Source organism: Aminobacter sp. Y103A (assembly GCF_030294925.1).
Classification (GTDB): domain Bacteria; phylum Pseudomonadota; class Alphaproteobacteria; order Rhizobiales; family Rhizobiaceae; genus Aminobacter; species Aminobacter ciceronei.
This window is the reverse complement of sequence record NZ_AP017986.1, coordinates 734,879-758,184: the sequence shown is the minus strand read 5'-3', so window position 1 is coordinate 758,184 and position 23,306 is coordinate 734,879. Positions and strand designations below refer to the sequence as shown.

Annotated in this window: 21 protein-coding genes; 6 read left to right on the top strand and 15 right to left on the bottom strand. The window is 63.7% G+C overall.

What is annotated here, in order from left to right:
- The first annotated feature begins 13 nt into the window (after positions 1-13).
- The gene (locus Amn_RS03645; RefSeq protein WP_182575142.1) at positions 14-571 is read left to right on the top strand and encodes an SH3 domain-containing protein; all 558 of its coding nucleotides are present in this window, start codon (positions 14-16) and stop codon (positions 569-571) included.
- Between the two features lie 80 nt (positions 572-651).
- Here the strand turns inward: Amn_RS03645 and irrA are convergent, their stop codons facing one another.
- Positions 652-1,050 carry an iron response transcriptional regulator IrrA gene (irrA, locus tag Amn_RS03640; RefSeq protein WP_371746543.1) on the bottom strand — a complete coding sequence of 133 codons (399 nt, stop codon included), beginning with the start codon at positions 1,048-1,050 and terminating at the stop codon, positions 652-654.
- A gap of 273 nt (positions 1,051-1,323) precedes the next feature.
- On the opposite strand from irrA, the gene fabA reads away from it, so the two are divergent.
- The 4 genes from fabA (at position 1,324) to Amn_RS03620 (ending at position 5,656) form a co-directional block, all read left to right on the top strand.
- Positions 1,324-1,842, top strand: a complete 519-nt coding sequence (gene fabA / locus Amn_RS03635) for a 3-hydroxyacyl-[acyl-carrier-protein] dehydratase FabA (RefSeq protein WP_067954422.1) — start codon at positions 1,324-1,326, stop codon at positions 1,840-1,842.
- Between the two features lie 31 nt (positions 1,843-1,873).
- Complete coding sequence (fabB, locus tag Amn_RS03630; RefSeq protein ID WP_067954424.1) at positions 1,874-3,097, top strand: beta-ketoacyl-ACP synthase I; 1,224 nt, start codon at positions 1,874-1,876, stop codon at positions 3,095-3,097.
- 10 nt (positions 3,098-3,107) lie between these two features.
- Positions 3,108-3,920: an enoyl-ACP reductase FabI gene (fabI, locus tag Amn_RS03625; RefSeq protein ID WP_067954426.1), complete on the top strand. Its 813-nt coding sequence runs from the start codon at positions 3,108-3,110 to the stop codon at positions 3,918-3,920.
- Between the two features lie 197 nt (positions 3,921-4,117).
- Positions 4,118-5,656 carry a putative bifunctional diguanylate cyclase/phosphodiesterase gene (locus Amn_RS03620; RefSeq protein WP_154385939.1) on the top strand — a complete coding sequence of 513 codons (1,539 nt, stop codon included), beginning with the start codon at positions 4,118-4,120 and terminating at the stop codon, positions 5,654-5,656.
- 56 nt (positions 5,657-5,712) lie between these two features.
- Here the strand turns inward: Amn_RS03620 and Amn_RS03615 are convergent, their stop codons facing one another.
- The 10 genes from Amn_RS03615 to rimP form a co-directional block, all read right to left on the bottom strand.
- Positions 5,713-6,729 (bottom strand): class I SAM-dependent methyltransferase, encoded by a 1,017-nt coding sequence (locus tag Amn_RS03615; protein WP_067954430.1) that lies wholly within the window; start codon positions 6,727-6,729, stop codon positions 5,713-5,715.
- A gap of 278 nt (positions 6,730-7,007) precedes the next feature.
- Complete coding sequence (pnp, locus tag Amn_RS03610; RefSeq protein WP_154385942.1) at positions 7,008-9,149, bottom strand: polyribonucleotide nucleotidyltransferase; 2,142 nt, start codon at positions 9,147-9,149, stop codon at positions 7,008-7,010.
- Positions 9,150-9,517: 368 nt separating this feature from the next.
- Positions 9,518-9,787, bottom strand: coding sequence for a 30S ribosomal protein S15 (gene rpsO, locus Amn_RS03605; RefSeq protein WP_154385943.1), 270 nt, complete (start codon positions 9,785-9,787; stop codon positions 9,518-9,520).
- 163 nt (positions 9,788-9,950) lie between these two features.
- Positions 9,951-11,045 carry a magnesium/cobalt transporter CorA gene (gene corA / locus Amn_RS03600; protein WP_286294590.1) on the bottom strand — a complete coding sequence of 365 codons (1,095 nt, stop codon included), beginning with the start codon at positions 11,043-11,045 and terminating at the stop codon, positions 9,951-9,953.
- A gap of 61 nt (positions 11,046-11,106) precedes the next feature.
- On the bottom strand, positions 11,107-12,054 hold the full coding sequence (gene truB / locus Amn_RS03595; RefSeq protein WP_263005041.1) for a tRNA pseudouridine(55) synthase TruB: 948 nt from the start codon (positions 12,052-12,054) through the stop codon (positions 11,107-11,109).
- A 1-nt stretch (position 12,055) separates the two neighbouring features.
- Positions 12,056-12,463: a 30S ribosome-binding factor RbfA gene (rbfA, locus tag Amn_RS03590; RefSeq protein ID WP_067954438.1), complete on the bottom strand. Its 408-nt coding sequence runs from the start codon at positions 12,461-12,463 to the stop codon at positions 12,056-12,058.
- A 114-nt stretch (positions 12,464-12,577) separates the two neighbouring features.
- Positions 12,578-15,262 carry a translation initiation factor IF-2 gene (gene infB, locus Amn_RS03585; RefSeq protein WP_286294588.1) on the bottom strand — a complete coding sequence of 895 codons (2,685 nt, stop codon included), beginning with the start codon at positions 15,260-15,262 and terminating at the stop codon, positions 12,578-12,580.
- Complete coding sequence (locus Amn_RS03580; RefSeq protein ID WP_067965752.1) at positions 15,259-15,909, bottom strand: RNA-binding protein; 651 nt, start codon at positions 15,907-15,909, stop codon at positions 15,259-15,261. Before Amn_RS03580 ends, infB begins: the two co-directional genes overlap by 4 nt.
- A 32-nt stretch (positions 15,910-15,941) precedes the next feature.
- Positions 15,942-17,534, bottom strand: coding sequence for a transcription termination factor NusA (nusA, locus tag Amn_RS03575; RefSeq protein ID WP_067954442.1), 1,593 nt, complete (start codon positions 17,532-17,534; stop codon positions 15,942-15,944).
- 51 nt (positions 17,535-17,585) lie between these two features.
- On the bottom strand, positions 17,586-18,218 hold the full coding sequence (gene rimP, locus Amn_RS03570) for a ribosome maturation factor RimP (protein WP_067954445.1): 633 nt from the start codon (positions 18,216-18,218) through the stop codon (positions 17,586-17,588).
- A 272-nt stretch (positions 18,219-18,490) separates the two neighbouring features.
- On the opposite strand from rimP, the gene Amn_RS03565 reads away from it, so the two are divergent.
- On the top strand, positions 18,491-18,655 hold the full coding sequence (locus Amn_RS03565; RefSeq protein WP_169808283.1) for a hypothetical protein: 165 nt from the start codon (positions 18,491-18,493) through the stop codon (positions 18,653-18,655).
- 202 nt (positions 18,656-18,857) lie between these two features.
- Here Amn_RS03565 and Amn_RS03560 read toward each other — a convergent pair whose 3' ends face one another.
- The 4 genes from Amn_RS03560 to Amn_RS03545 form a co-directional block, all read right to left on the bottom strand.
- Positions 18,858-20,372 (bottom strand): tripartite tricarboxylate transporter permease, encoded by a 1,515-nt coding sequence (locus Amn_RS03560; RefSeq protein ID WP_067954447.1) that lies wholly within the window; start codon positions 20,370-20,372, stop codon positions 18,858-18,860.
- Positions 20,373-20,399: 27 nt separating this feature from the next.
- Positions 20,400-20,888 (bottom strand): tripartite tricarboxylate transporter TctB family protein, encoded by a 489-nt coding sequence (locus tag Amn_RS03555; protein WP_067954448.1) that lies wholly within the window; start codon positions 20,886-20,888, stop codon positions 20,400-20,402.
- Positions 20,885-21,829: a Bug family tripartite tricarboxylate transporter substrate binding protein gene (locus Amn_RS03550; RefSeq protein ID WP_067954450.1), complete on the bottom strand. Its 945-nt coding sequence runs from the start codon at positions 21,827-21,829 to the stop codon at positions 20,885-20,887. Before Amn_RS03550 ends, Amn_RS03555 begins: the two co-directional genes overlap by 4 nt.
- 312 nt (positions 21,830-22,141) lie before the next feature.
- The gene (locus tag Amn_RS03545; protein ID WP_067965754.1) at positions 22,142-23,206 is read right to left on the bottom strand and encodes an ABC transporter substrate-binding protein; all 1,065 of its coding nucleotides are present in this window, start codon (positions 23,204-23,206) and stop codon (positions 22,142-22,144) included.
- Between the last annotated feature and the right edge of the window lie 100 nt (positions 23,207-23,306).

The window sequence follows — 23,306 nt, the reverse complement described above, 5'->3', positions numbered from 1 at the left end:
AGAGGTTACGGAAGTGTCTGGTTTCGCGTCGCTCCGTCTGGCCGTCAGCGCTGCCCTGATCGGCCTTGCTTTCGTTTCGCCCGATAGCGGTTTCGTCGGCCCGGCCACGGCCGCCCCGAATGGGACGATCGGCCCCAGCGGCCTGCCGTTGCCGCGATTCGTCAGTCTCAAGTCGGGCAAGGTCAATTCGCGCATCGGTCCCGGCGTCAACTATCCGGTCGACTGGCTCTATATGAAGCCGGGCCTGCCGATGGAAATCATCCAGGAATATGACAACTGGCGCCGCGTGCGCGATTCCGAAGGTGCAGAGGGCTGGATCAACCAGTCGCTGCTGTCTGGTCACCGCACCGCGATGACGGCCCCCTGGCAGCGTGGCAAGCCGGCGCAGCTCAACCTGCTCGCCAAGCCCGAGAACGGCGCGCGCACTGTCGCCATCATCGACCCCGGCGTCGTCGGCTCGATCAAGCAGTGCAACGGCACATGGTGCGAGATGTCGTTTGCCGGCACCAGCGGCTGGCTCAACCAGTCGCAGGTCTGGGGCGCCTACCCGGGCGAAAGCATCGAGAACTGATCGTCGACGCCCGGCTGTCTCCGGGCGCGCGGCGAACGCGGCTGAGCGATCAATCGAAAAGAGCGGCTGCAGGCTCCCGGTCAGGCCGGGCGCTTGGGCCTCAGCCTGACCACGATATCGACATTGGCGATTTCCATGCCTTCCGGAGGTTCCGGCAGGTTGGACACACAAACCGAATTCGACTCGATGTCGAAGATGCGGTTCTCGCCCTCGATGTAGAAGTGGTGATGGTCAGAGGTGTTGGTGTCGAAATAGGTCTTCGACCCCTCGACGGCCAGGATGCGCAGAAGGCCTGACTCCGTGAACTGGTGCAGCGCGTTGTAGACGGTCGCAAGCGACACCGGCACACCGGCCGACAAGGCTTCTTCATGCAGTTCCTCGGCGGAAAGGTGCCGGTCGCCCTTGGCAAACAGCAGTTCAGCCAAAGCGATACGCTGACGCGTGGGCCTCAGCCCCGCGTCGCGGACACGCATTTCCACAGCAATGCTTGCCTTGTGGGAATCCACTCGTCGCCTCGTCGAAGTTTTGCCTTCGCCCCATATTAAGCCCGCAAGCGCGCAAAATCTGATCGGCAGCCGGCAAGCTATGGTTGACATATATTCTGTAGCTCAAATGCGATCAATAGCGCGCATTGACCCAGGCGGATGGGCGCGTTAATCGCAAACGCCGGTTTCCGGCTTGAGACAGTCTGTGCTAGTGAGAGCACACAAGAAGGGCGTGGCACCGCCCAAAACGATGACGGGAAGGTGTTCATGGCCGAACAGAAATCCAGCTACGGCTACGAGGAGCTGCTGGCTTGCGCCCGCGGTGAGCTGTTTGGACCCGGCAATGCCCAATTGCCTGCTCCGCCGATGCTGATGTTCGATCGCATCACCGAGATCAGCGAGACCGGCGGCGAGTTCGACAAGGGCTTTGCCCGCGCCGAGTTCGACATCAAGCCGGACCTTTGGTTCTTCCCTTGCCACTTCATCGGCAACCCGATCATGCCGGGCTGCCTCGGCCTCGACGCCATGTGGCAGCTGACCGGCTTCTACCTCGGCTGGCTCGGCGAGCAGGGCAAGGGCATGGCCCTTTCCACCGGTGAGGTGAAGTTCAAGGGCATGGTGACGCCTTCGGTCAAGAAGGTTGAATACGGCATCGATTTCAAGCGCGTGATGCGCGGCCGCCTGGTCCTGGGCATCGCTGACGGCTGGTTGAAAGCCGATGGCGAGACCATATACAAGGCCACCGACCTCAAGGTCGGGCTCTCGAAGCAGGAAGCCGCGGCCTGAGGCCGCCGGACATTCTGAAAGGAAAATCTGAATGAGACGCGTCGTCGTAACGGGCCTTGGTATCGTATCGTCCATCGGCAACAATGCCGACGAGGTCACGGCATCGCTGCGGGACGCCAAGTCCGGCATCAGCTTCTCCAACGATTTCGCCGAACACGGCTTCAAGTGCCAGGTCTGGGGCGCGCCCAATCTCGACACGACCGAGCTGGTCGACCGTCGCGCCGCCCGCTTCCTGTCGCAGGGCGGCATGTGGAACCATGTCGCCATGAAGCAGGCGATCGCCGACAGCGGCCTCGAAGAGAGCGTCGTCTCCGGCAACCCGCGCACCGGTATCATCATGGGCTCGGGCGGTCCGTCGACGCGCACCATCGTCGAAGCGTCGGAAATCACGCTCAAGAACAATTCCCCCAAGCGCATCGGACCGTTCGCGGTGCCGAAGGCGATGTCGTCGACCGCTTCGGCGACGCTCGCCACCTGGTTCAAGATCCACGGCGTCAACTATTCGATCTCGTCGGCCTGCTCGACCTCGGCGCATTGCATCGGCAATGCTGCGGAGATGATCCAGTGGGGCAAGCAGGACGTCATGTTCGCCGGCGGCCACGAGGACCTCGACTGGACCATGTCGAACCTGTTCGACGCCATGGGCGCGATGTCGTCCAAATACAATGACCGCGCCTCGGTCGCTTCACGCGCTTATGACCTCAACCGAGACGGCTTCGTCATCGCCGGTGGTGCCGGCGTGCTGGTGCTCGAAGAGCTCGAACATGCCAAGGCGCGCGGCGCCAAGATCTATTGCGAACTGGTCGGCTACGGTGCGACCTCTGACGGCTACGACATGGTCGCGCCGTCGGGCGAAGGCGCGATGCGCTGCATGCGCCAGGCGCTGTCGACGGTGAAGGGTGAGGTCGACTACATCAACACCCACGGCACCTCGACGCCAGTGGGCGATTCGAAGGAAATGGGCGCCATCCGCGAAGTCTTCGCCGGCAAGCTGCCGAACATCACCTCGACCAAGTCGCTGACCGGTCACTCGCTGGGTGCAGCCGGCGTGCAGGAATCGATCTATTCGATCCTGATGATGCAGGGCGGCTTCATCGGGGAAAGCGCGCATATCGAAGAGCTGGACCCGGAATTCGAAGGCATGCCGATCGTGCGCAAGCGCATCGACGACGCCAAGATCGACACCGTGCTGTCCAACTCCTTCGGTTTCGGCGGCACCAACGCCACGCTCGTTTTCCAGCGCCTCTCGGCATAGGGACACCGACATGGACGGATTGATGAAGGGCAAGCGCGGGCTCATCATGGGCGTCGCGAACGACCATTCGATTGCCTGGGGCATCGCACAGAAGCTTGCCGAGCATGGCGCCGAACTCGCCTTTACCTATCAGGGCGAAGCTTTCGGCCGCCGGGTCAAGCCGCTGGCAGAAAAGGTCGGCGCCGAGATCCTGGTGCCGTGTGACGTCGAGGACAGCGCTTCGGTGGCTGCCGCCTTCGAGACGCTCAGGGAAAAGTGGGGCGGCATCGACTTCCTGGTGCACGCCATCGGCTTCTCCGACAAGAACGAGCTCAAGGGCCTTTACGCCGACACCACGCGCGAGAACTTCGTGCGCACCATGGTGATCTCGTGCTTCTCCTTCACCGAGGTCGCCAAGCACGCGGCGGCGCTGATGAACGACGGCGGCTCGATGATCACCCTGACCTATGCCGGCTCTGTCCGCGTCATGCCGAACTACAACGTCATGGGCGTCGCCAAGGCTGGCCTCGAGGCCAGCGTCCGTTACCTCGCCAACGACTACGGCCCGCGCGGCATCCGGGTCAACGGCATCTCGGCCGGACCGGTGCGCACGCTTGCGGGTGCCGGCATCGCCGATGCGCGCCACATGTTCACCTATCAGCAGCGCAACTCGCCGCTGCGCCGCACGGTCAGCCTCGAAGAGGTCGGCGGCTCGGCGCTGTACCTGTTGTCCGACCTGTCGTCGGGCGTGACAGGCGAGATCCACTACGTCGATTCGGGCTACCACATCGTCTCGATGCCGACGCTGGACGAGCTCAAGCAGATGGATGGCGGGCGCGACTAGCGCCCTCCCCTCGAAAATCGGCGTCGATTTTCGAGCATGGTCGAGCTCGACTTCAGGATATGCGGCGCCATTCTCGCATCCGGACGGGGCGCGTGGCGCGGAAACAAAAACGCCTGCTGGTAAAATTGTAGACAATCGTCAAAATCGATCTTAACGAGCGAATCGGTAGAAATGCCGCGCAAGTTAGGAAAATCAGCATGCCTGCCGCCAGGAATCCCCGTCGAAGCTCCACGTTTCGGCTCATTACCATCGCCGCTTCCGGCATGGGCAGCTTTGTGCTGGGCCTGTGGGTCCTGAGGCTTGGCCTTGGTAACAATGTCGGCGACATGTCGGGCGACGCGATCAGCGCTGTTATCGCAGCCCTTTGCGCGCTTGCCGCCTCGATCGCCGCAATGTCGTTCTTCGCCGGCGTCGACGAATCGGCTGATTTCGTCTTCAACGAAACGCATTTCGACAAGCTGACCGGGCTTCTGGCGCGGCCCGCGATGGTCGGCAAGATCGCCGAGGCAGCGTCGTCCACGGCCCGTACCGGCAAGCCGATGTTCCTTATCGACATCGATATCGACCGCTTCAAGCAGATCAACGACGCCATCGGCTACAGCAATGGCGACGCGCTGATCCGCGCTTTTACCGCGAGGCTCAAGGCGGCTTTGCCGCGCGACATGGTCATCGGTCGTATCGGCGCCGGCGAGTTTGCCATCCTCTATCCCGACCAGATGCTGCGCTGTTCGCTCGACACGCTGATCGGGCGCCTGATCCACGACCTGATGCGGCCGTACCAGCTGCCGTCGCACCAGCAGTCGGTGAACGTCTCCGTCGGCGTCGTGGCCATGCCCAAGGACGGCTACGACCCGGTCGTACTCCTGCGCCGCTCGAACCTTGCGCTGCAGAATGCGCGCGCCAGCGGCATCGGCGACTGGGCCGTGTTCCAGCCCGAAATGGGCCGGGTAGCCGACCACCGCCGGTGGATCGAATCGGAGCTGCACGGCGCCTTCGAACGGGGCGATTTCGACCTGCACTACCAGCCGCAGCTCGACCTGACGTCGGGCCGCGTCGTCGGCTATGAGGCGCTGATCCGCTGGCGCCACCCCGAGCGTGGCATGATCCCGCCGGTCGAGTTCATCTCGGTCGCCGAGGAGACCGGCATGATCGCGCCGATCGGCGAATGGGTGCTGCGCAAGGCCTGCACCGACGCCCGTTTGCTGCCGGAGGATTGCTTCGTTGCCGTCAACATTTCGCCGGTGCAGTTCATGACCCGCGATTTCGTCGGCATCGTCGAGCGCATCATCAAGGACACCGGCATCGAGCCGAAGCGGCTTGAACTCGAACTGACCGAATCGGCGATGATGCAGGACCGCGATCGCGCGGCGTCCATCCTGAAGCAGCTGACCGCCATGGGCATCTCGGTGGCAGTCGACGATTTCGGCACCGGCTACTCGAACCTCGCCTATCTGATCGACTTCTCGTTCCACAAGCTGAAGATCGACCGTTCTTTCGTCAGCCGCATGGAGACCGACAGCAATTCGGGCGCCGTGGTGTCGACGATCGTCGGCCTGTCCAGGGCACTCGGCGTGCGCACCATTGCCGAGGGCGTGGAAACGGAGACACAGGCGACCCTGCTCAGGGCTGCCGGCTGCCAGGAGGTCCAGGGCTATTTCTACGGGCGGCCCGCGCCGCTCAGCCTCGGCGACCCGGCACTGACCCAGGGCACCGAAGGCATCGCCCATCTGCACTGACCCCCGTCAGCGCCGTGGCCTGATGGCGGTTCCGCGCCTGGCGCCGATGCCCAACCTCAACGCTTGGCGGAATAGACCCTGAAGGCGTTGTCGACGGCGATTTCCTCGACCGAGAAGAAAGCCTGCGCCAAAACGGGCATGTAGGGCAGGTGGCGGTTCGCCACCATGAACAGCCGCCCGCCCGGCTTGAGCGCCGCGGCCGCCGCCTTGATCATGCGGTGGCCGATCTCGGGATCGGCGTCGCGATCCTGGTGGAAGGGCGGGTTCATCACCACCACGTCGTAGCGCCGCTCGACAGGCTCCTTGGCGAGGTCCTGCCAGTGGAAGCCAGGCTGGACGGATGTGGCCGCCACGTTGGACCTGGCTGCCTCCAGTGCCTCGAAATCGGCTTCGAACAGGTCGAGCGCCTTGAGCTCCTTCGCACGCGAAACCACCTCCGCCGCGACATAACCCCAGCCGGCGCAGAAGTCGGCGACCTTGCCCTTGATGTCGGCGGGCAGGTTGTCGACCAGAAGGCGCGAGCCTGCGTCGATGCGCTCGAAGGAGAACATGCCGGGCGCGGTGCGGAAGCGGCCCTCGACCAGCACTTCGGGATTGTCGGCGCGCAAGGTTGCTGCGGCCGCCTCGGCCTGGGCGGTTCGGTGGAACCACAGCGCCGTGCCGTGATATTTGGGCAAATGGTCCTCGATCTCGAGCAAACCGCCAAGGCGCTTGCGCAAGCTCGAAATGCCGTCCTCCTTGCCGCCGGCAACGACGATCAGCCCGCCCGGCGCAACGCGTTCGATCGCCTCGGCGACACGCAGCTCGTTGAGCCCGCGATGACGCCCGGCCAGCACCAGGGTAATGTCGAAACCGTCGTCCTCGGCGCGCGCCGCAACACCGTGTCCGGCCGCCGCCAGGGCCAGCACATGCGGGCGGAAGCCCTGGACAAGGGAAAGCCTGGCGTCGAAGCCCTGCGGCTTCCTGAAGCCCGGCTCAGCGCCAATGAACAGGGCACGCATGCCCTGCCCCGGCATCGCCAACAGCTCGGCCTCGAAGGGATAGAACAGGGTTTTCAGTGCGTCGCGTGGCATGGCCGATCCTCAAACATCGTGTTTCTTCCCCTCCTCTGGCCTGCCGGACACCTCCCCCGCATGGGCAGATTGGCCAAGCACGCCCGCCGGCGCCAACCGGCAACATCGCAAGCATCAGCACAGCGACAGCAGCTGCCGATCTCCCACCTTGCGGGGGATGACCGCCAGAGGGAGCGAAGGAACGCCTGTTCCGCAAACTGTGCCTCTGTCCGGCCAACTCAAAACGAAAACGGGCGCGACCTTGCGGCGCGCCCGTTTCCTATCAGATTACAAGCCTGTCAAGCGGCGGTTTCTTCGCCTTCGGCCTTCTTGACGATTTCCTTGCCGGTGGCCTGGTCGACGACCTTCATCGACAGGCGGACCTTGCCGCGCTCGTCGAAGCCCATCAGCTTGACCCAGACCTTGTCGCCTTCCTTGACCACATCCGAGGTCTTGGCAACGCGGTCGTTGGCAAGCTGCGAGATGTGGACGAGGCCGTCGCGCGGGCCGAAGAAGTTGACGAAAGCGCCAAAGTCGGCGGTCTTGACGACCGTGCCTTCGTAGATCTCACCGACTTCCGGCTCGGCCACGATGGTGTGGATCCACTTCTTGGCCGCCTCGATCTCCTTGGCGTTCGACGAAGCGATCTTGACCGTGCCGTCGTCCTCGATGTTGATCTTGGCGCCGGTCTTCTCGACGATCTCGCGGATGACCTTGCCGCCCGAACCGATGACTTCACGGATCTTGTCGGTCGGGATGTGCATGACCTCGATGCGCGGAGCGAATTCGCCGAGTTCCTTGCGGCCTTCCGACAGAGCCTTCGACATTTCGCCGAGGATGTGCAGGCGGCCGTCCTTGGCCTGGCCGAGCGCGATGTTCATGATCTCTTCGGTGATACCGTCGATCTTGATGTCCATCTGCAGCGCAGTGATGCCGTTGGTCGTGCCGGCAACCTTGAAGTCCATGTCGCCGAGGTGATCCTCGTCGCCCAGGATGTCGGAGAGGACGGCGAAACGCTCGCCTTCCTTGATCAGGCCCATGGCGATGCCGGCAACCGGCTTCTGCAGCGGAACGCCGGCATCCATCAGCGCCAGCGAGGTGCCGCAGACGGTGGCCATCGACGACGAGCCGTTCGACTCGGTGATCTCGGAGACGACGCGCAGCGTGTAGGGGAACTGCTCGGCAGCCGGCAGCATCGGGCGGACAGCGCGCCAGGCGAGCTTGCCGTGGCCGATTTCACGGCGGCCGGGCGAACCCATGCGGCCGGTCTCACCCACCGAGTAGGGGGGGAAGTTGTAGTGAAGGAGGAACTTCTCCTTGTACATGCCGGTCAGCGAGTCGACATACTGCTCGTCTTCGCCGGTGCCGAGCGTGGCAACGACCAACGCCTGGGTCTCGCCGCGGGTGAACAGCGACGAGCCGTGGGTGCGCGGCAAGACGCCGACTTCGGAGACGATCGCGCGGACCGTCTTGAGGTCGCGGCCGTCGATGCGCGAACCGGTGTCGAGGATGTTCCAGCGCACGATCTTGGCCTGGAGCTCCTTGAACACGGTGGCAACCTTCTCGGACGACCACTTCGGAGCTTCCTCGCCTTCAGCGGCAAACGCTGCCTTGACCTTGGCCTTGACCGCGTCGACGGCGGCGTAGCGGGCCTGCTTGTCGGTGATCTTGTAGGCGTCGCGCAGTTCACCTTCGACGATCTTCAGCATCTCGGCTTCGAGATCGGAATTGTCGGGCGAGGTGAAGTCGCGCGGGTCCTTGGCGGCCACTTCGGCCAGCTTGATGATGGCGTCGATGACCGGCTGGAAACCACGGTGACCGAACATGACGGCGCCGAGCATCACGTCTTCAGCCAGTTCCTTGGCTTCCGACTCGACCATCAGCACGGCGGCGTCAGTGCCGGCGACGACGAGGTCGAGCTTCGATTCCTGCATCTCGTCGATGTGCGGGTTGAGCACATATTCGCCGTTGATGTAGCCGACGCGCGCGCCGCCGATCGGGCCCATGAAGGGCACGCCCGAAAGCGTCAGCGCAGCCGAGGTGGCGACGATCGACAGGATGTCAGGGTCGTTCTCGAGGTCGTGCTGAACGACGGTGACGACGACCTGGGTGTCGTTCTTGTAGCCTTCGGCGAAGAGCGGGCGGATCGGACGGTCGATCAGGCGCGAAACCAGCGTTTCCTTCTCGCTCGGACGGCCTTCACGCTTGAAGTAGCCGCCAGGAATCTTGCCGGCTGCGTAGGTCTTTTCCTGGTAGTTGACGGTCAGCGGGAAGAAGTCGAAGCCCGGCTTCGGCTCCTTGGCCGAAACGACGGTGGCGAGGACGACGGTTTCGCCATAGGTGGCGAGCACGGCGGCATCGGCCTGGCGCGCGATCTTGCCGGTTTCGAGGATGAGCGGACGGCCGCCCCATTCGATTTCAACTTTGTGGTGATTGAACATATTCTGTCCTTCGTGGCGGGAACGGTCGACGCCGCATCTCGGCGCGCCAATTCCCTGGCTTGTTCGGCGCGCCATAGGAAAACCTCCTGGTCTTCCGCTCGCGCCTTGGCTTCGGTTTGGCCAGCCACGGGCAAGACAACAAGAAGCTCGGCGGGAGAAATGGCCGCAAATGCGGCCGGCCGAACGTCCTGCAATCCTGCCCCATGACCGCCCATGGGCGGTTCGGGCGCGTCGCTGCGGCGCTCCGGAACCTTTTTCAGCGCGACCCCGCCCCTGTGGCGAGATCGGACCGATGGACCACCGATGAGGATGGCCCGAATGCGCGACCGGCGGGTCCTCCCCTGGGGGAGAACCCGCCGGTCAATTCATCAGCGGCGCAGACCGAGCTTTTCGATCAGCGTCTGATAGCGTGCGTCATCCTTGCGCTTGAGGTAGTCAAGCAGCGAACGACGCAGGGAGACGAGCGCCAGAAGACCACGACGGGAGTGGTTGTCCTTCTTGTGGTCCTTGAAGTGCTCGGTCAGGTTCTTGATGCGCTCGGAGAGGATGGCAACCTGGACTTCCGGCGAACCGGTGTCGCCTTTGGCGGTTGCGAACTGAGCCATAAGCTCGGCCTTGCGCTCTGCAGTGATCGACATCGTGTTTTCCTTTCAATCTGGAGGAAACGGGACGCCCTCGGCCGGGATGTCGTCCAGCTGGGGCCAATCGAACAAGGCGCTCAAAAGCGCGATGTTGCGGCGCATATAGTGGAATTTGGCAACAAAAGCCAGTCCCATTCGCAAGCCGGCTCCGGGCCGCGCTTCAGAGCCATTTGCGCCAGCGGAAAAACAGCACCAGCGAGATCGCGACAAAGGCCATGAAGCCAAGCGCCGCCGGATAGCCGTAGGGCCATAGCAGCTCAGGCATGTTCCAGGGCGAGCTGGCGGGGTCGAAATTCATGCCCCAGATGCCGGCGAGGAAGGTCAGCGGGATGAAGATCGCCGAGACGATGGTCAGCACACCGATGATCTCGTTGGTCCGTGACTGCGATAGCGACAGCTGCATCTCGATCAGGCCGATCATCGTTTCGCGCTGGGATTCGACCGTTTCGGCGAGACGGATGGCATGGTCGAGCGTGTCGTTGAAATAGACCTTCGTCTCGGCCGTGATGAAGGGGGCATCGGAGCGGATGAGTGTCGTCAGGGCGTCGCGCAACGGCATGATCGTGCGCTTGAGCAGGCTGGTTGCCCGGCGCAAGCCGTGCAGCTGGCTGATGTGCTGCTTCCTGGGCGCGGCTAGCAGCTCGTCCTCGATGGCGTCGACCTTGTCGCCGGTGGCATCGGCAATCGGGAAGTAGCTGTCCACCACCGCATCGATCAACGCATAGGCAAGATAATCGGCCTTGCGATGGCGCAGGCGGCTCGGATTGGAGGTGCGGATGCGCTGGCGCACCGGCTCGAACGGGTCGCCCTCGCGCTCCTGGAAGGTGACGACGAACTTGTCGCCGAAGAAGAACGAAATCTGCTCGTAGCGGCTGGTCCTGGCGTCGTCGATCATCGACAGTACGAAGAAGGCATGCTCGTCGAAGAAGTCGGCCTTGGAGCGCTGGCCTGTGTTGACCACATCCTCGAGTGCCAGCGTGTGCAGGTGGAAGATCCTGCCGATCTCCTCGATCAGGCCGATATTGGCGAGCCCGACGCAGTCGAGCCAGATCAACGGCCAGTTGTTGCAAGCCGCCTCGACGTCATCAAGGCTGGCGTCGTCGACGAACTCGCAGGTATCAGGTGAGATCAGCGTCAGGTTCAGCGCCGACTGGCGCGCCGACGGATCGGCGATCAGCGTGCCGGGTGACGCGCCGACCGGCGGCCGTGCGTGCTGGCGATGGCGACGATTGCCGTTGGGTTCAGCCAGTGCCATTTCGCCTCGCTCGCGGAATCATGTCAGCGATCCAAGCGGAAACGGCACCGGCAGACAAGCGTCAGGCAGTGAACACCCGCTTGGGCTTGAACATGCCCTGCTCGATGGCGCCGATGGCGACGAGCTTGCCGCGCGCGGTGGCGCAGGCTTCCTCGGCCTCGACAGGGGCATCGCGGCCGCGAACGATGACCGGGTTGCCGAGCCTGATCTTGGAGGCGGCTTCGTCGGTCACGGCGACCTGCGGCAGGCAGTCGAGTGCCGCCGAGGTGTCGACGACAAATTCATCGATCGCTGTGAAGTCCCATTTGCCGTCTTCGCCTTCCGGCTGGCCGGCGGTGCGAGCCGCCTCGAGCTCGGCAATGGTGACGAAGTCCTCTGCCGTGAAGGGGTCGACTTCGGTGCGGCGAAGCTCGGAGATGTGGCCGAAGCAGCCGAGATCCCGTCCCATGTCGCGGGCAAGCGAGCGGACATAGGTGCCCTTGCCGCAATCGATCTCGAATACGGTGCGATCAGCACTGTTTTCGATGATCTCGAGACGGCCGATCTCGACCTCGCGGGCCGGAATGTCGACGGTCTCGCCCTCACGGGCGAGGTCATAGGCGCGTTCGCCGGCGATCTTGATCGCCGAGAACTGCGGCGGCGTCTGCATGATGACGCCGGTATATTTCGGCATGACGGCGCGGATCTCTTCCTCGGACGGACGCTTGTCCGAGGTCTTGGTTACCGGTCCTTCCAGGTCATCGGTCGAGCGCTCTTCGCCCCACGAGACGGTGAAGCGGTAAACCTTGGCGCCATCCATGACGTAAGGCACGGTCTTGGTGGCTTCGCCGAGCGCGATCGGCAGCATGCCGGAGGCGAGCGGGTCGAGGGTTCCGGCGTGTCCGGCCTTCTCGGCGTTGAACAGCCACTTGATCTTGGAGACGGCCTCGGTCGAGCCCATGCCCACCGGTTTGTCCAGCACCAGCCAGCCGGAGACGGGCCGGCCTTTCTTCTTGCCGCGACGCGACATGTCAGTCTTCCTTGTCTTCTTCGCCGTCGAGGTCGCGCGCCACTTCGGGCGAGCGCAGCAGATCGTTGATCTTGGCGAAATTGTCGTAACTGGTGTCCAGCCGGAAACGGAATTCCGGCATGTATTTCATCTGCTTGAGGGCAAATGAAACGCGGCCACGGATGAATTTGGCGTATTTGTTGAGTGCCGAGATGACCGCGTCCGGGTCCTTGGCGCCGATCGGCGACACGAAGGCTGTGGCGATCTTGAGATCGGGCGACATCCGCACCTCGGTGATCGAGATGACTGTCGTTTCGATCACCGGATCGATGATTTCTCCGCGCGGGAGCATTTCGGACAGCGCATGACGCACCTGCTCGCCGACGCGAAGCTGGCGCTGGGATGGGCCTGAACTCTGAAAACGCGACATGGTCCTGAAAATCCATATGTCGCAGGAGGCGGAATGGAACCGCACATCCTGCTGCACGAAAACGGACGGCGGCCGAACGGCCACCGTCCAAATGACTAGACTAATGCCAGAGGCTTAGAGCCTCCGGGTAATCATCTCGACGCGGAAGCACTCGATGATGTCACCCTGACGCATGTCCTCGTAGTTCTGGAAGGCCATACCACATTCCTGGCCGACCGGCACTTCGGAGACTTCGTCCTTGAAGCGCTTGAGCGTCTTGAGCGTGCCTTCGTGGATGACAACGTTGTCGCGGATGAGGCGAACGCCGGCACCACGTTCGACCTTGCCTTCGGTGACACGGCAGCCCGCAACCTTGCCCGTCTTCGTGATGTTGAAGACTTCGAGGATTTCGGCGTTGCCGATGAAGGTCTCGCGACGCTCCGGCGACAGCAGGCCCGACATCGCATCCTTGATATCATCCACAAGGCTGTAGATGATGTTGTAGTAGCGGATCTCGATGCCCTGCTGCTCAGCGGCGTGACGTGCCTGCGCATTGGCGCGGACGTTGAAGCCGATGATTGCAGCACCCGACGTTTCGGCGAGCGTGACATCGCTTTCGGTGATCGCGCCGGCGCCCGAATGGACGATGCGCGCACGCACCTCGTCGGTGCCGAGCTTGTCGAGCGCTGCGATGATCGCTTCGACCGAGCCCTGCACGTCACCCTTGATGATGAGCGGGAACTCCTTGAGGCCGGACGACTGCAGCTGCGACATCATCTGCTCGAGCGAGCCGCGCTGGGTGGCGTGCTTGGCGACAGCCTTGTCGCGCGCCAGACGCTGGCGGTACTCGGTGATCTCGCGGGCGCGGGCCTCGTTGTTGACGACCGCGAAGCGGTCGCCAGCCTGAGGCGTTCCCTGGAGGCCGAGAATTTCGACCGGCATCGACGGCGGAGCTTCTTCGAGGCGGTTGCCACGATCGTCGACCAGGGCACGGACACGGCCCCACTGGTCGCCGGCGACGAGGATGTCGCCCGGCAGCAGCGTACCGGTCTGGACGAGCACGGTCGCAACCGGACCACGGCCCTTGTCGAGCTTGGCTTCGATGACCACGCCCTCGGCCGTACGGTCGGGGTTGGCCTTCAGGTCGAGAACTTCGGCCTGCAGCAGGATCGCTTCGAGCAGCTTGTCGAGATTGGTGCCGTTCTTCGCCGAAACCTCGACGTCGAGAACTTCACCGCCCATCGATTCCACAAAGACTTCGTGGCGCAGCAGCTCGGTGCGGACCTTCTGGGCGTTCGCCGACGGCTTGTCGATCTTGTTGATCGCAACGATGATCGGCACGCCGGCAGCCTTGGCATGGCTGATCGACTCGATGGTCTGCGGCATGACGCTGTCGTCGGCCGCAACCACCAGGATCGCAATGTCGGTCGCCTGGGCGCCACGGGCACGCATCGCCGTGAAGGCGGCGTGGCCGGGGGTGTCGATGAAGGTGATCTTCTGACCGTTCTTTTCGACCTGGTAGGCGCCGATGTGCTGGGTGATGCCACCGGCTTCGCCCGACACGACATTGGCATTGCGGATGGCATCGAGCAGCGACGTCTTGCCGTGATCGACGTGGCCCATGATGGTGACCACAGGCGGACGCGACACAAGCGTCGTGCTGTGATCGGCGATGTCGAACAGGCCTTCTTCGATGTCGGACTCAGCAACGCGGCGGACCGTGTGGCCGAACTCGCCAGCCACCAGCTCGGCCGTATCGGCGTCGATGACGTCGCCCGGCTTCAGCATCTGGCCCTGCTTCATGAAGAACTTGACGACCTCGACGGCGCGCTCGGACATGCGCTGGGCCAGTTCCTGGATCGTGATGGTCTCAGGAAGGATGACCTCGCGCACGATCTTTTCGCGCGTCTCCTGGTGCATCGCACGCTTGAACTTCTCCTGGCGGCGACGCATCGCCGACAGCGAACGCGAACGTGCGTCGCCATCCGCGGAAGACAGCGCCGTGTTGAGCGTCAGCTTGCCACGACGACGGTCGTCCTCGGTCTTGGTCTTGGCCGGACGGGCGATCTCCGGGGTCGCAACGCGGCGGATCGGCGATGCGGTTGCAGCACCGGGTCCAACGCGGCCCTTCGGCTTGGCTTCCACTTCGTCAGGCACATTGGCTTCGAGGGCAGCGGCCGGCGCACGGCGGCGGGCTTCGTCCTCGGCGCGGCGGCGGGATTCAGCCTCGGTCTTGAGGCGGGCTTCCTCCTCCGCCTGGCGGCGAGCCGAATCCTCGCGCTCCTTGCGGCGGCGCTCGTCTTCTTCGGCACGGCGGCGTGCGTCTTCGGCAGCACGGGCGCGATCTTCCTGTTCTCGCGCGACCGAGCCTTCGAGCGCACGACGACGGGCGTCCATCTCGCTGCGCGACAATGAGTTCAGCACCATGCCCGAGCGCTCGGGCTGGCGCGGCGCAGGCCGCGGTGCCTCTTTCGCGGCGGGCGCGGGCGCGGGCGTCGGGGCAGGCCTGGGCGCAGGAGCTGCCGCGACCGGCGTCGGAGCAACAGGCGCTGCTGCCACGGGCGCAACCGGAGCTGCCGGCGCGGGCGCTGCCGGCTGGGGCTTGGGCGCGAAAACAGTCTGTGCCGTCGGCGTCGGCTCGTGCTTGTCGCCGGGCATGGAGAACTTGCGCTTCTTCGTCTCCACGACGACCTGCTTGGTGCGGCCGTGCGAGAAGTTCTGGCGTACCGTTCCCTGCTCCGATCCCGGGCGCTTCAGCGTCAAGGTCTTCTTCGGAGTGACGCTCAACGTGTTGTCATCGCCCGATTTGCTATCGCTCATTCCATATCCTCTGCGGCATCATCGTCGTAGGCAATCGCCGCAATCATTGCCAGATCATCCGGGGATCCGCCCCGATATCGGTCAAGCGCAACCATGCGCTTCGCGACCGCCTTGCCCGCTTCTCCCGCGAGGACGGCAGCATGTATCACATTTGTTGCCCCCAATGCCAAACCCAATTCCGCTTCCGAAAAAAGTTTGTAAGCGGGCGTGGCAGGCCCGCCGATATGCACTGTGGCCTTGCGGGCCTGGGTGATCTTGCGGACGCCATCCTCGGCGCCCTCGTAAGCATGGAGTACCAGAAGCGCCTTGCCGGCACGGACCGTGGAGTCGACCTTGGCGGCACCTAGTGCCACCAGACCGGCCTTGCGGGCAAGCCCAAGCGAGCCAAGTGCTGACCGGGCGAGCAGATTATCCACCATTGCGCCCAGATCGGGCGGCACGACGACCTGCGCCTTGAAGGCACGGGCGAACATGCCCTTGGCCGCCGCCTTGTCGATATGTAGGCGGTCGGCCGTCACCCAGCAACCGCGGCCGGGCAGATTTCTTTTGAGATCGGGATAGACGGCCGAATCCGGGCCGACGACGAAACGGATCAGATCATCCGGTTCGGCGCTTTTGCGCGTGACGATGCAGGTGCGATCGTTCATCTCGTCCAACAGATTCCCCGGCCGGCCTCACGTCACTCACCGGCGACGTCGGCAGGCTCTTCCTCGGACGCAATCTCGTCCTCAGCGATCCAGCCAACCATGCGTCGGGCAGCAACAACCATCTGTTCAGCGTCGGTGCGCGAGACGCCGAAGTCGGCGAGCACGCCCGGGAAGAACTTGGTCTCTCCGTCCTTGCGTTCCTTCCAGCCGACGAGATCGTCGGCGGCGTAGCCGGCGAAGTCCTCGACAGTCGTGACACCGTCATTGCCGAGCGCCACCAGCATCGCGGTGGTGATGCCGGGAATCTCGCGCAGCTCGTCTTGCACGCCGAGCGACTTGCGCTTCTCGTCGTGCTCGGCCTCGATCTTGCCAAGATATTCGCGGGCGCGGGTCTGGATCTCGGAAGCTGTGTCCTCGTCGAAGCCGTCGATCGATGCGATTTCGTCGGCATCGACGTAAGCGACTTCCTCAACCGAGGTGAACCCTTCGGAGGCCAGAACCTGGCCGACCATCTCGTCGACGTCGAGCGATTCCATGAACAGGGTCGAACGCTCGACGAATTCCTTCTGGCGGCGCTCAGACTCTTCCTGCTCGGTCAGGATGTCGATGTCCCAGCCGGTCAGCTGCGAAGCCAGGCGCACGTTCTGGCCGCGGCGGCCGATGGCCAGCGACAGCTGATCGTCCGGCACCACGACTTCGATGCGCTCGGCGTCCTCGTCGAGAACGACCTTGGCGACTTCAGCCGGCTGCAGCGCGTTGACGATGAACGAGGCAGCCGAAGGCGACCACGGAATGATGTCGATCTTTTCGCCCTGGAGCTCGCCGACGACGGCCTGGACGCGCGAACCGCGCATACCGACGCAGGCGCCGACCGGGTCGATCGAGCTGTCACGCGAGATGACGGCGATCTTGGCACGCGAACCGGGGTCGCGGGCGACCGACTTGATCTCGATGATGCCGTCGTAGATTTCCGGCACTTCCATGGTGAACAGCTTCGCCATGAACTGCGGGTGCGTACGCGACAGGAAGATCTGCGGGCCGCGCTGCTCGCGGCGCACGTCGTAGACGTAAGCGCGGACGCGGTCGCCATACTTGTAGTTTTCGCGAGGGATCAGCTCGTCGCGGCGGATGATCGCCTCGCCACGGCCGAGGTCGACGATGACGTTGCCGTATTCGACGCGCTTGACCGTGCCGTTGACGATCTCGCCGATGCGATCCTTGTATTCGTCGTACTGGCGATCGCGCTCGGCTTCACGCACCTTCTGGACGATGACCTGCTTGGCCGACTGGGCGGCAATGCGGCCAAAATCCATCGGCGGCAGCTGTTCGGCGATGAAGTCGCCGAGCTGGGCGTCGGGGTTGCGCTCGCGTGCCGAGGTCAGGGCGATCTGGGTGGCATAGTCTTCGACCTTGTCGACGACTTCCATCAGGCGCTGCAGCTTCATCTCACCCGTGTTGGGGTTGATGTCGGCGCGGATGTTGGTCTCCTGACCATAGCGCGAGCGCGCTGCCTTCTGGATCGCGTCGGCCATGGCGGCGATGACGATCGACTTGTCGATCGACTTCTCGCGGGCGACCGCATCGGCGATCTGCAGCAGTTCGAGCCTGTTGGCGCTTACAACCATTGTCTTTCTCCCGGAGCGTCCGGCCGGATCAGGTCCAGCCGTTCGGCTCTATCAATCTTCCGTTTCGGTTTCTTCGTCTTCCGGCGCATCTTCGGGTTCGCCGCGACGCTTCCGTGCTTCCTTGCGCGCCTGATTGTCCTTGCTCAGGGCATCGCGAATAAGATCGTCGGTGAGGATCAGCCGGGCATCCGAGATCGCCTCGAAAGGCACGCGCACGGTCGGCTCCTCGCCGTAAGCAGCCTGGTCGCGCTGGATCAGGACGCTCTCTTCGTCGACTTCGGCGATCTTGCCGCGGAAGCGCTTGCGATCTGCAACCATGACCGAGGTCTCCATCTTGACGATGTGACCGATCCAGTTGCCGAAATCCGACTTGCGGACCAGCGGCCGGTCGATGCCCGGCGACGAGACTTCGAGATGATACGCCTTTTCGATCGGATCATCGACATCGAGAGCAGGCGAAACCGCGCGGCTCACCTCTTCGCAATCCTGGACGGTCATGGTGCCGTCTTCGCGCTCGGTCATGATCTGCAGCGTCAGCCCGTTCTGGCCCGAGAGGCGGATGCGAACGAGGCGGAAGCCGATCGCGCGAAGGACGGGCTGAACGATCAGGGCGATGCGGGCGTCGATGCCGGTCTCGCGAATGATGCGGTCGTCGCCTGTCTGTTCGACTGCGTTTTCGGTCATTGGTTCTCCAGACGGTCGGCAGGTAACAAAAAAGAGCGGGACCGGGTGGACCCACTCTTCGTCATACCGACCAAGAATTTGAGGCTGATATAGCCGAAGGCGGCGCGCCTTTCAAGTCCTGTGGCCGGTTGCGTCCACTGGCAGCTGTTTAGCCGACCATTGCAGCAGATGCATGGCAAACATGCGCGGACACCCCTACCGCTTCTCTCTGCGTCACCTATATTTGGTGCGTTGCACAAAAATGATGATGCAGCGCAAAAGAGGACACCGAGATGAGCACCCGCAAGCAATTTGGCCGCATTGGCGTACTGGTTCGCACCTTTGGTAGCGCCGTCGCTGCAGCAGCAGCCGTCGAGCGCGGTCATCGCCCAACCAACCAGGACCTGGTGATGCTCGGCATCGATCCGATGCACTTCGACCGCATCCGCAAATACTGATCAAGGCATTCAGGGTAGAGAGCGCACCGCTGGCCGGTCATTGGCGATAGCCGAGACGGGCCAGCCGGGCAGTGCTCCGGAGCGGCCGGTTATTCTGACCGTCGCTCTGTCCCTGGGTACTCAGCCTCCCCATTGAGGCAAAGAAAAGCCGAGGCCGGGATTCCGGGCCTCGGCTTTTTTCGTTTCAGAGGACGAGACGAACTCAGTCCTCGTTGGCGCCCAACTGGGCCAGCACCTTGCCCCGGCCACGGGCACGCAGATACAGCGGCAGCAGGACGGCGGTCGCCGCAAGCAGCAGCAACACGATCGCGATCGGCGAATGCACCAGGATCGTCGGGTCGCCCTGGCTGATGGCCAGCGCGCGGCGAAGCTGCTGCTCCGCCATCGGCCCAAGGATCAGACCGACAACGACGGGCGCGATAGGATAGCCGAAGCGGCGTAGACCATAGCCGAGCAGACCGAATGCCAGGAGCATGCCAAGTTCGAAGGTCGAGGGGTTGGCGCCAATGGTGCCGAGCGTCGCAAACAGCAGGATGCCCGAATAAAGCCAGGGCAGTGGGATGGTCAGCAGCCTGACCCAGACGCCGACCAGCGGCAGGTTGAGCACCAGGAGCATCAGGTTGGCGACCAGCAGCGAGGCGATCAGGCCCCAGACGAGCTGCGGGTTGGTCGCAAACAGTAACGGTCCCGGTTGCAGGCCGAATTGCTGGAAACCGGCGAGCATGATGGCAGCGGTCGCCGTCGTCGGCAGGCCGAGCGTCAACAGCGGCACCAGCGTGCCGGCCGCGGAAGCATTGTTGGCCGCCTCGGGGCCCGCGACGCCTTCGATGGCACCATGGCCGAACTCTTCCGGCTTCTTGGCCAGGTTCTTTTCCACCGAATAGGACAGGAAGGTGCCGATTTCGGCGCCGCCGGCCGGCATGGCGCCGATCGGGAAGCCGATTGCGGTGCCGCGCAGCCATGGCTTCCATGACCGGCTCCAGTCCTCGCGCGTCATCCACACCGAACCCTTGATCGCCTGGATGGTCGAATCGCCGCCCCTGCTGGCAGCGACGCTGAGCGCTTCACCGACGGCGAAGAGCGCAACCGCAAGCGTCGTCACCTCGATGCCGTCGAGCAGGTCGGGAATGCCGAAAGCCAGGCGCGCCTGGCCGGTCTGCAGGTCGATGCCGATGAGACCAAGGCCGAGGCCGATGAACAGCGCCGTCAGTCCGCGCAACGTCGAATCGCCGAAGGCGGCGGAGACGGTCATGAAGGCCAGGATCATCAGCGCAAAATATTCGGCCGGGCCAAAGGACAGCGCCATCTTGACGACCGTCGGCGCGACAAAGGCGAGACCGACCGTGGCGATCAGTCCGGCGACGAACGAGCCGATGGCGGCCGTTGCCAGTGCCGGGCCGCCTCGCCCGGCACGCGCCATCTTGTTGCCTTCGAGCGCGGTGACGATCGAGGCACTTTCGCCAGGCGTGTTGAGCAGGATCGACGTCGTCGAGCCGCCATACATGCCGCCGTAGTAGATGCCGGCGAACATGATCAGCGAGCCCGCGGGATCAAGCTTGTAGGTGACCGGCAAAAGCAGGGCGACGGTCAGTGCCGGGCCGATGCCGGGAAGAACGCCGACAGCCGTGCCGAGCGTCACGCCGATCAGCGCATAAAGCATGTTCATCGGCTCGAGTGCCGTGAGCAGTCCCTGGGCGAGCAGACCGAAGGTATCCATTTAGAGCCGAGCTCCCTTGATAATCGCTCAGAACAACAGATGTTCGAGCGGGCCGGCGGGCAGCGAGAGCTGCAGTCCCTTGGCGAAAATGATCCAGACGACGAATGCAAGCACGATGCCGATCGGGATCGTCTTCCACAGCGCTCCGCGGCCAAAAGCTCTTGCCGTTGCGGCAAAGAGCAATCCGGTGGCGATCGAGAAGCCAGCTGTCTTGAGCAGCAGCATCTGGGCGGCAAGACCGCCGACGATCCAAAGGATCGGGCTGATCTCCTGCTTTTCGCGCTCGGGGAAGTCGCCACGCCAGGCTTCGAAGAACGTCCAAATTGACAGGCCGAAAAAGGCCACAGCAATTACATAGGGAAACGTTGTCGGGCCGACGCGGGCATAGTTGGCGCCGGCGCCATGGCTGGCTGTGCTCCAGGCAATGATCAGAGACACCACCATCAGCAGGGCGGCGATGACAAGCGCCGCCCGATCGGGGCGGCGCCTTTCTTGTTGCTGGTTGTCCAGGCTCATTTCACCAGGCCGATGTCTTTCAGGATGGCGGACGTCGCCTCGGTGTCCTTCTTCAGCTGGGCTGCGAAGTCGTCGCCGGCGAGATAGGTATTGGCCCAACCCTTGTCGGCGAGGATCTTGGTCCACGAGGCCGAGGTCACCATCTTTTCGACGTCGGCGAGGACGGCCGCCTTCTGCTCGGCCGAGATGCCGGGAGCAGCAGCGACCATGCGCCAATTCTGGATCGAGACGTCAACGCCGCCTTCCTTGAAGGTCGGGGCATCGATGCCTTCGACCTTGGCATCCGACGAGATGCCGATGATGCGCAGCGTGCCGGCCTTGATCTGCTCGGCAAATTCGCCGTAGCCGGATATGCCGACCGTCACCTGGCCGCCGAGGATGGCAGCGAGAGCCTCGCCACCGCCGGAATAGGCGATGTAGTTGACCTTGGTCGGGTCGACGCCGGCAGCCTTGGCGATCAGGCCGGCCGTGATGTGGTCGGTGCCGCCGGCCGAGCCGCCGCCCCAGGAAACCGAACCCGGATCAGCCTTCAGCTTGGCGACGAGGCCAGCCATGTCCTTGATGTCGGAAGCTGCTGGAACGACCAGCGCTTCATATTCGCCGGTCAGGCGTGCGATCGGGGTGACCTGGTCGAGCGTGACGGGCGAGGCGTTGGTCAGGATGGCGCCGACCATGACGTAGCCGCCGACGATCAGCTGTGCCGGGTCGCCATTGGCCTGGTTGACGAACTGGGCGAGACCGATGGTGCCGCCGGCGCCCGGAACGTTGTTGACCTGGACCGAGCCGGAGATCTTCTCGTCCTGGAGTGCGGTCTGCATCGAACGCGCGGTCTGGTCCCAGCCGCCGCCAGGCGCTGCCGGAGCCATGATCTTGTAGTCGGCCGCGGCGGCCGGCAGGGCAAGCGCGCCCGCGATGATGGATGCCAATACGAACTGCTTCATTGCTGTTCCTCCCTTGCCCGCATGCGCGGGACAGAATGCTTTTTCAGTTTCGGAGCCCGCGCCTGAGGCAACGTCCCGGAACCTGGGGAGAAAGGAACTGGCCGGCTTAGGGGCCTGCCATCACAGCAGCGTTTCCCGGCCCCTCTGCGCGGCGGTGAGAACCGCCGTCGGGTAGCCTTAGCGGAAACGTGTTCGAAGTCCTCCCGAACTTTCCGAGCCTCGCCGCCTCCAACGGATGGGCCAAAACTTCCCTATCGCAGCAACCTGACATCAGACTGACACCGATGCAACAGCTTGGGGAACATCCTGTCGTCAGGGGCTGCGCAGCGCCTCGTTCCAGCGCTCGATGACGCGGGAACGCTTGACCTGATCGAGATAGACCATCAGGCCTGGACTGACCGGCACCGGGCGCAATTGCCCGCCCAGAACCTCCTGCATCCGGTTGGCGGTGTTCTCGCCGGACACCTCGGGATTGACGGCCGCGATATGCAGCTGCCGCGCCATGACCGTCTGGCCTTCGGCCGACATGAAATATTCGAGATAGCGGCGGCCGAGGTCGGGCGACTTGGCGGCCGCCGGCACCAGGCCGATGCGCGACATCACCACCGTGTAGTCCTTGGGCAGGACGATGCCGACATCCGGGTTGCGCGCCGCCCAGTCGGCAGCATAGGAGCCGAGGATGTTGTAGCCGAGCACGAAGCGGCCGTCGGCGATGCGCTCAAGGATGGCACTGCTCGTCGAATAGAGCTTGACGCCCGCTGCCCCCATGGCCCGGATCACCGACCAGATGTCGGGATACTGTTCCTGATCACGAGCCATGAACATGAAGCCGACGCCGGAGCGCTCGATGTCGTAGGTGGCGATGCGGCCATAGACCCTGTCGCCCTGAGACTTGAGATAGTCGACGAACTGGCCACGCGTCGCCGGCGGGTCGACGTCCTTGAAGCTCGGTTTGTGGTAGACGAACACCGCCGGCTCGTAGGTCAAGGCATAGGCGGTGTCGCGCCAATTGGCCCAGCTCGGCCAACGATCGGACAAAGGCAGCCGGCTTTCCTGGGCGTAACCGTCATTGGCGAGCTTGACCTGCAGGTCCATGGCCGAGGAAAAGGCGATGTCGGCAGTGCCCTTGCCGGCGTCGGTCTCGGCCAGGACACGGTCGTAAATGTCGACCGTTTGCAGTTCCTCGTAACGAACGGCGACGCCGGGATTGGCCTTCTGGAAGCCGGCAATCATCGGATTGTTCAGCGGCGCATCAAGCGAGGAATAGACGACGAGCGTGCGGGCGTCCGACGCACCGTTGAGAGCTGGAAAAACGGTGACTTCCGCTTGCACGGGCGCAGAAAGGCAGACAAGGGCGGTGAGAATGGCTAGGCGCATGATCGCCGGACCATGCCTCAGCGCGCCGGACGACACAACGGGCGGATGCGTCGAACGGCCTCTGGACCTTTGCCCGGCGAATGGGCATCGTTCGGATGGG

Excerpts from the sequence above, each read along its gene's own strand:
- Amn_RS03580 (WP_067965752.1), bottom strand. The coding sequence starts at position 15,909 with ATGAACGATCGCACCTGCATCGTCACGCGCAAAAGCGCCGAACCGGAT.
- Amn_RS03545 (WP_067965754.1), bottom strand. The coding sequence starts at position 23,206 with ATGCGCCTAGCCATTCTCACCGCCCTTGTCTGCCTTTCTGCGCCCGTG.
- rimP (WP_067954445.1), bottom strand. The coding sequence starts at position 18,218 with ATGACCGAAAACGCAGTCGAACAGACAGGCGACGACCGCATCATTCGC.
- nusA (WP_067954442.1), bottom strand. The coding sequence starts at position 17,534 with ATGGTTGTAAGCGCCAACAGGCTCGAACTGCTGCAGATCGCCGATGCG.
- pnp (WP_154385942.1), bottom strand. The coding sequence starts at position 9,149 with ATGTTCAATCACCACAAAGTTGAAATCGAATGGGGCGGCCGTCCGCTC.
- fabB (WP_067954424.1), top strand. The coding sequence starts at position 1,874 with ATGAGACGCGTCGTCGTAACGGGCCTTGGTATCGTATCGTCCATCGGC.
- truB (WP_263005041.1), bottom strand. The coding sequence starts at position 12,054 with ATGTCGCGTCGCGGCAAGAAGAAAGGCCGGCCCGTCTCCGGCTGGCTG.
- Amn_RS03555 (WP_067954448.1), bottom strand. The coding sequence starts at position 20,888 with ATGAGCCTGGACAACCAGCAACAAGAAAGGCGCCGCCCCGATCGGGCG.
- Amn_RS03615 (WP_067954430.1), bottom strand. The coding sequence starts at position 6,729 with ATGCCACGCGACGCACTGAAAACCCTGTTCTATCCCTTCGAGGCCGAG.
- fabA (WP_067954422.1), top strand. The coding sequence starts at position 1,324 with ATGGCCGAACAGAAATCCAGCTACGGCTACGAGGAGCTGCTGGCTTGC.
- fabI (WP_067954426.1), top strand. The coding sequence starts at position 3,108 with ATGGACGGATTGATGAAGGGCAAGCGCGGGCTCATCATGGGCGTCGCG.
- Amn_RS03550 (WP_067954450.1), bottom strand. The coding sequence starts at position 21,829 with ATGAAGCAGTTCGTATTGGCATCCATCATCGCGGGCGCGCTTGCCCTG.
- Amn_RS03620 (WP_154385939.1), top strand. The coding sequence starts at position 4,118 with ATGCCTGCCGCCAGGAATCCCCGTCGAAGCTCCACGTTTCGGCTCATT.
- infB (WP_286294588.1), bottom strand. The coding sequence starts at position 15,262 with ATGAGCGATAGCAAATCGGGCGATGACAACACGTTGAGCGTCACTCCG.
- Amn_RS03560 (WP_067954447.1), bottom strand. The coding sequence starts at position 20,372 with ATGGATACCTTCGGTCTGCTCGCCCAGGGACTGCTCACGGCACTCGAG.
- Amn_RS03565 (WP_169808283.1), top strand. The coding sequence starts at position 18,491 with ATGAGCACCCGCAAGCAATTTGGCCGCATTGGCGTACTGGTTCGCACC.
- rbfA (WP_067954438.1), bottom strand. The coding sequence starts at position 12,463 with ATGTCGCGTTTTCAGAGTTCAGGCCCATCCCAGCGCCAGCTTCGCGTC.
- rpsO (WP_154385943.1), bottom strand. The coding sequence starts at position 9,787 with ATGTCGATCACTGCAGAGCGCAAGGCCGAGCTTATGGCTCAGTTCGCA.
- corA (WP_286294590.1), bottom strand. The coding sequence starts at position 11,045 with ATGGCACTGGCTGAACCCAACGGCAATCGTCGCCATCGCCAGCACGCA.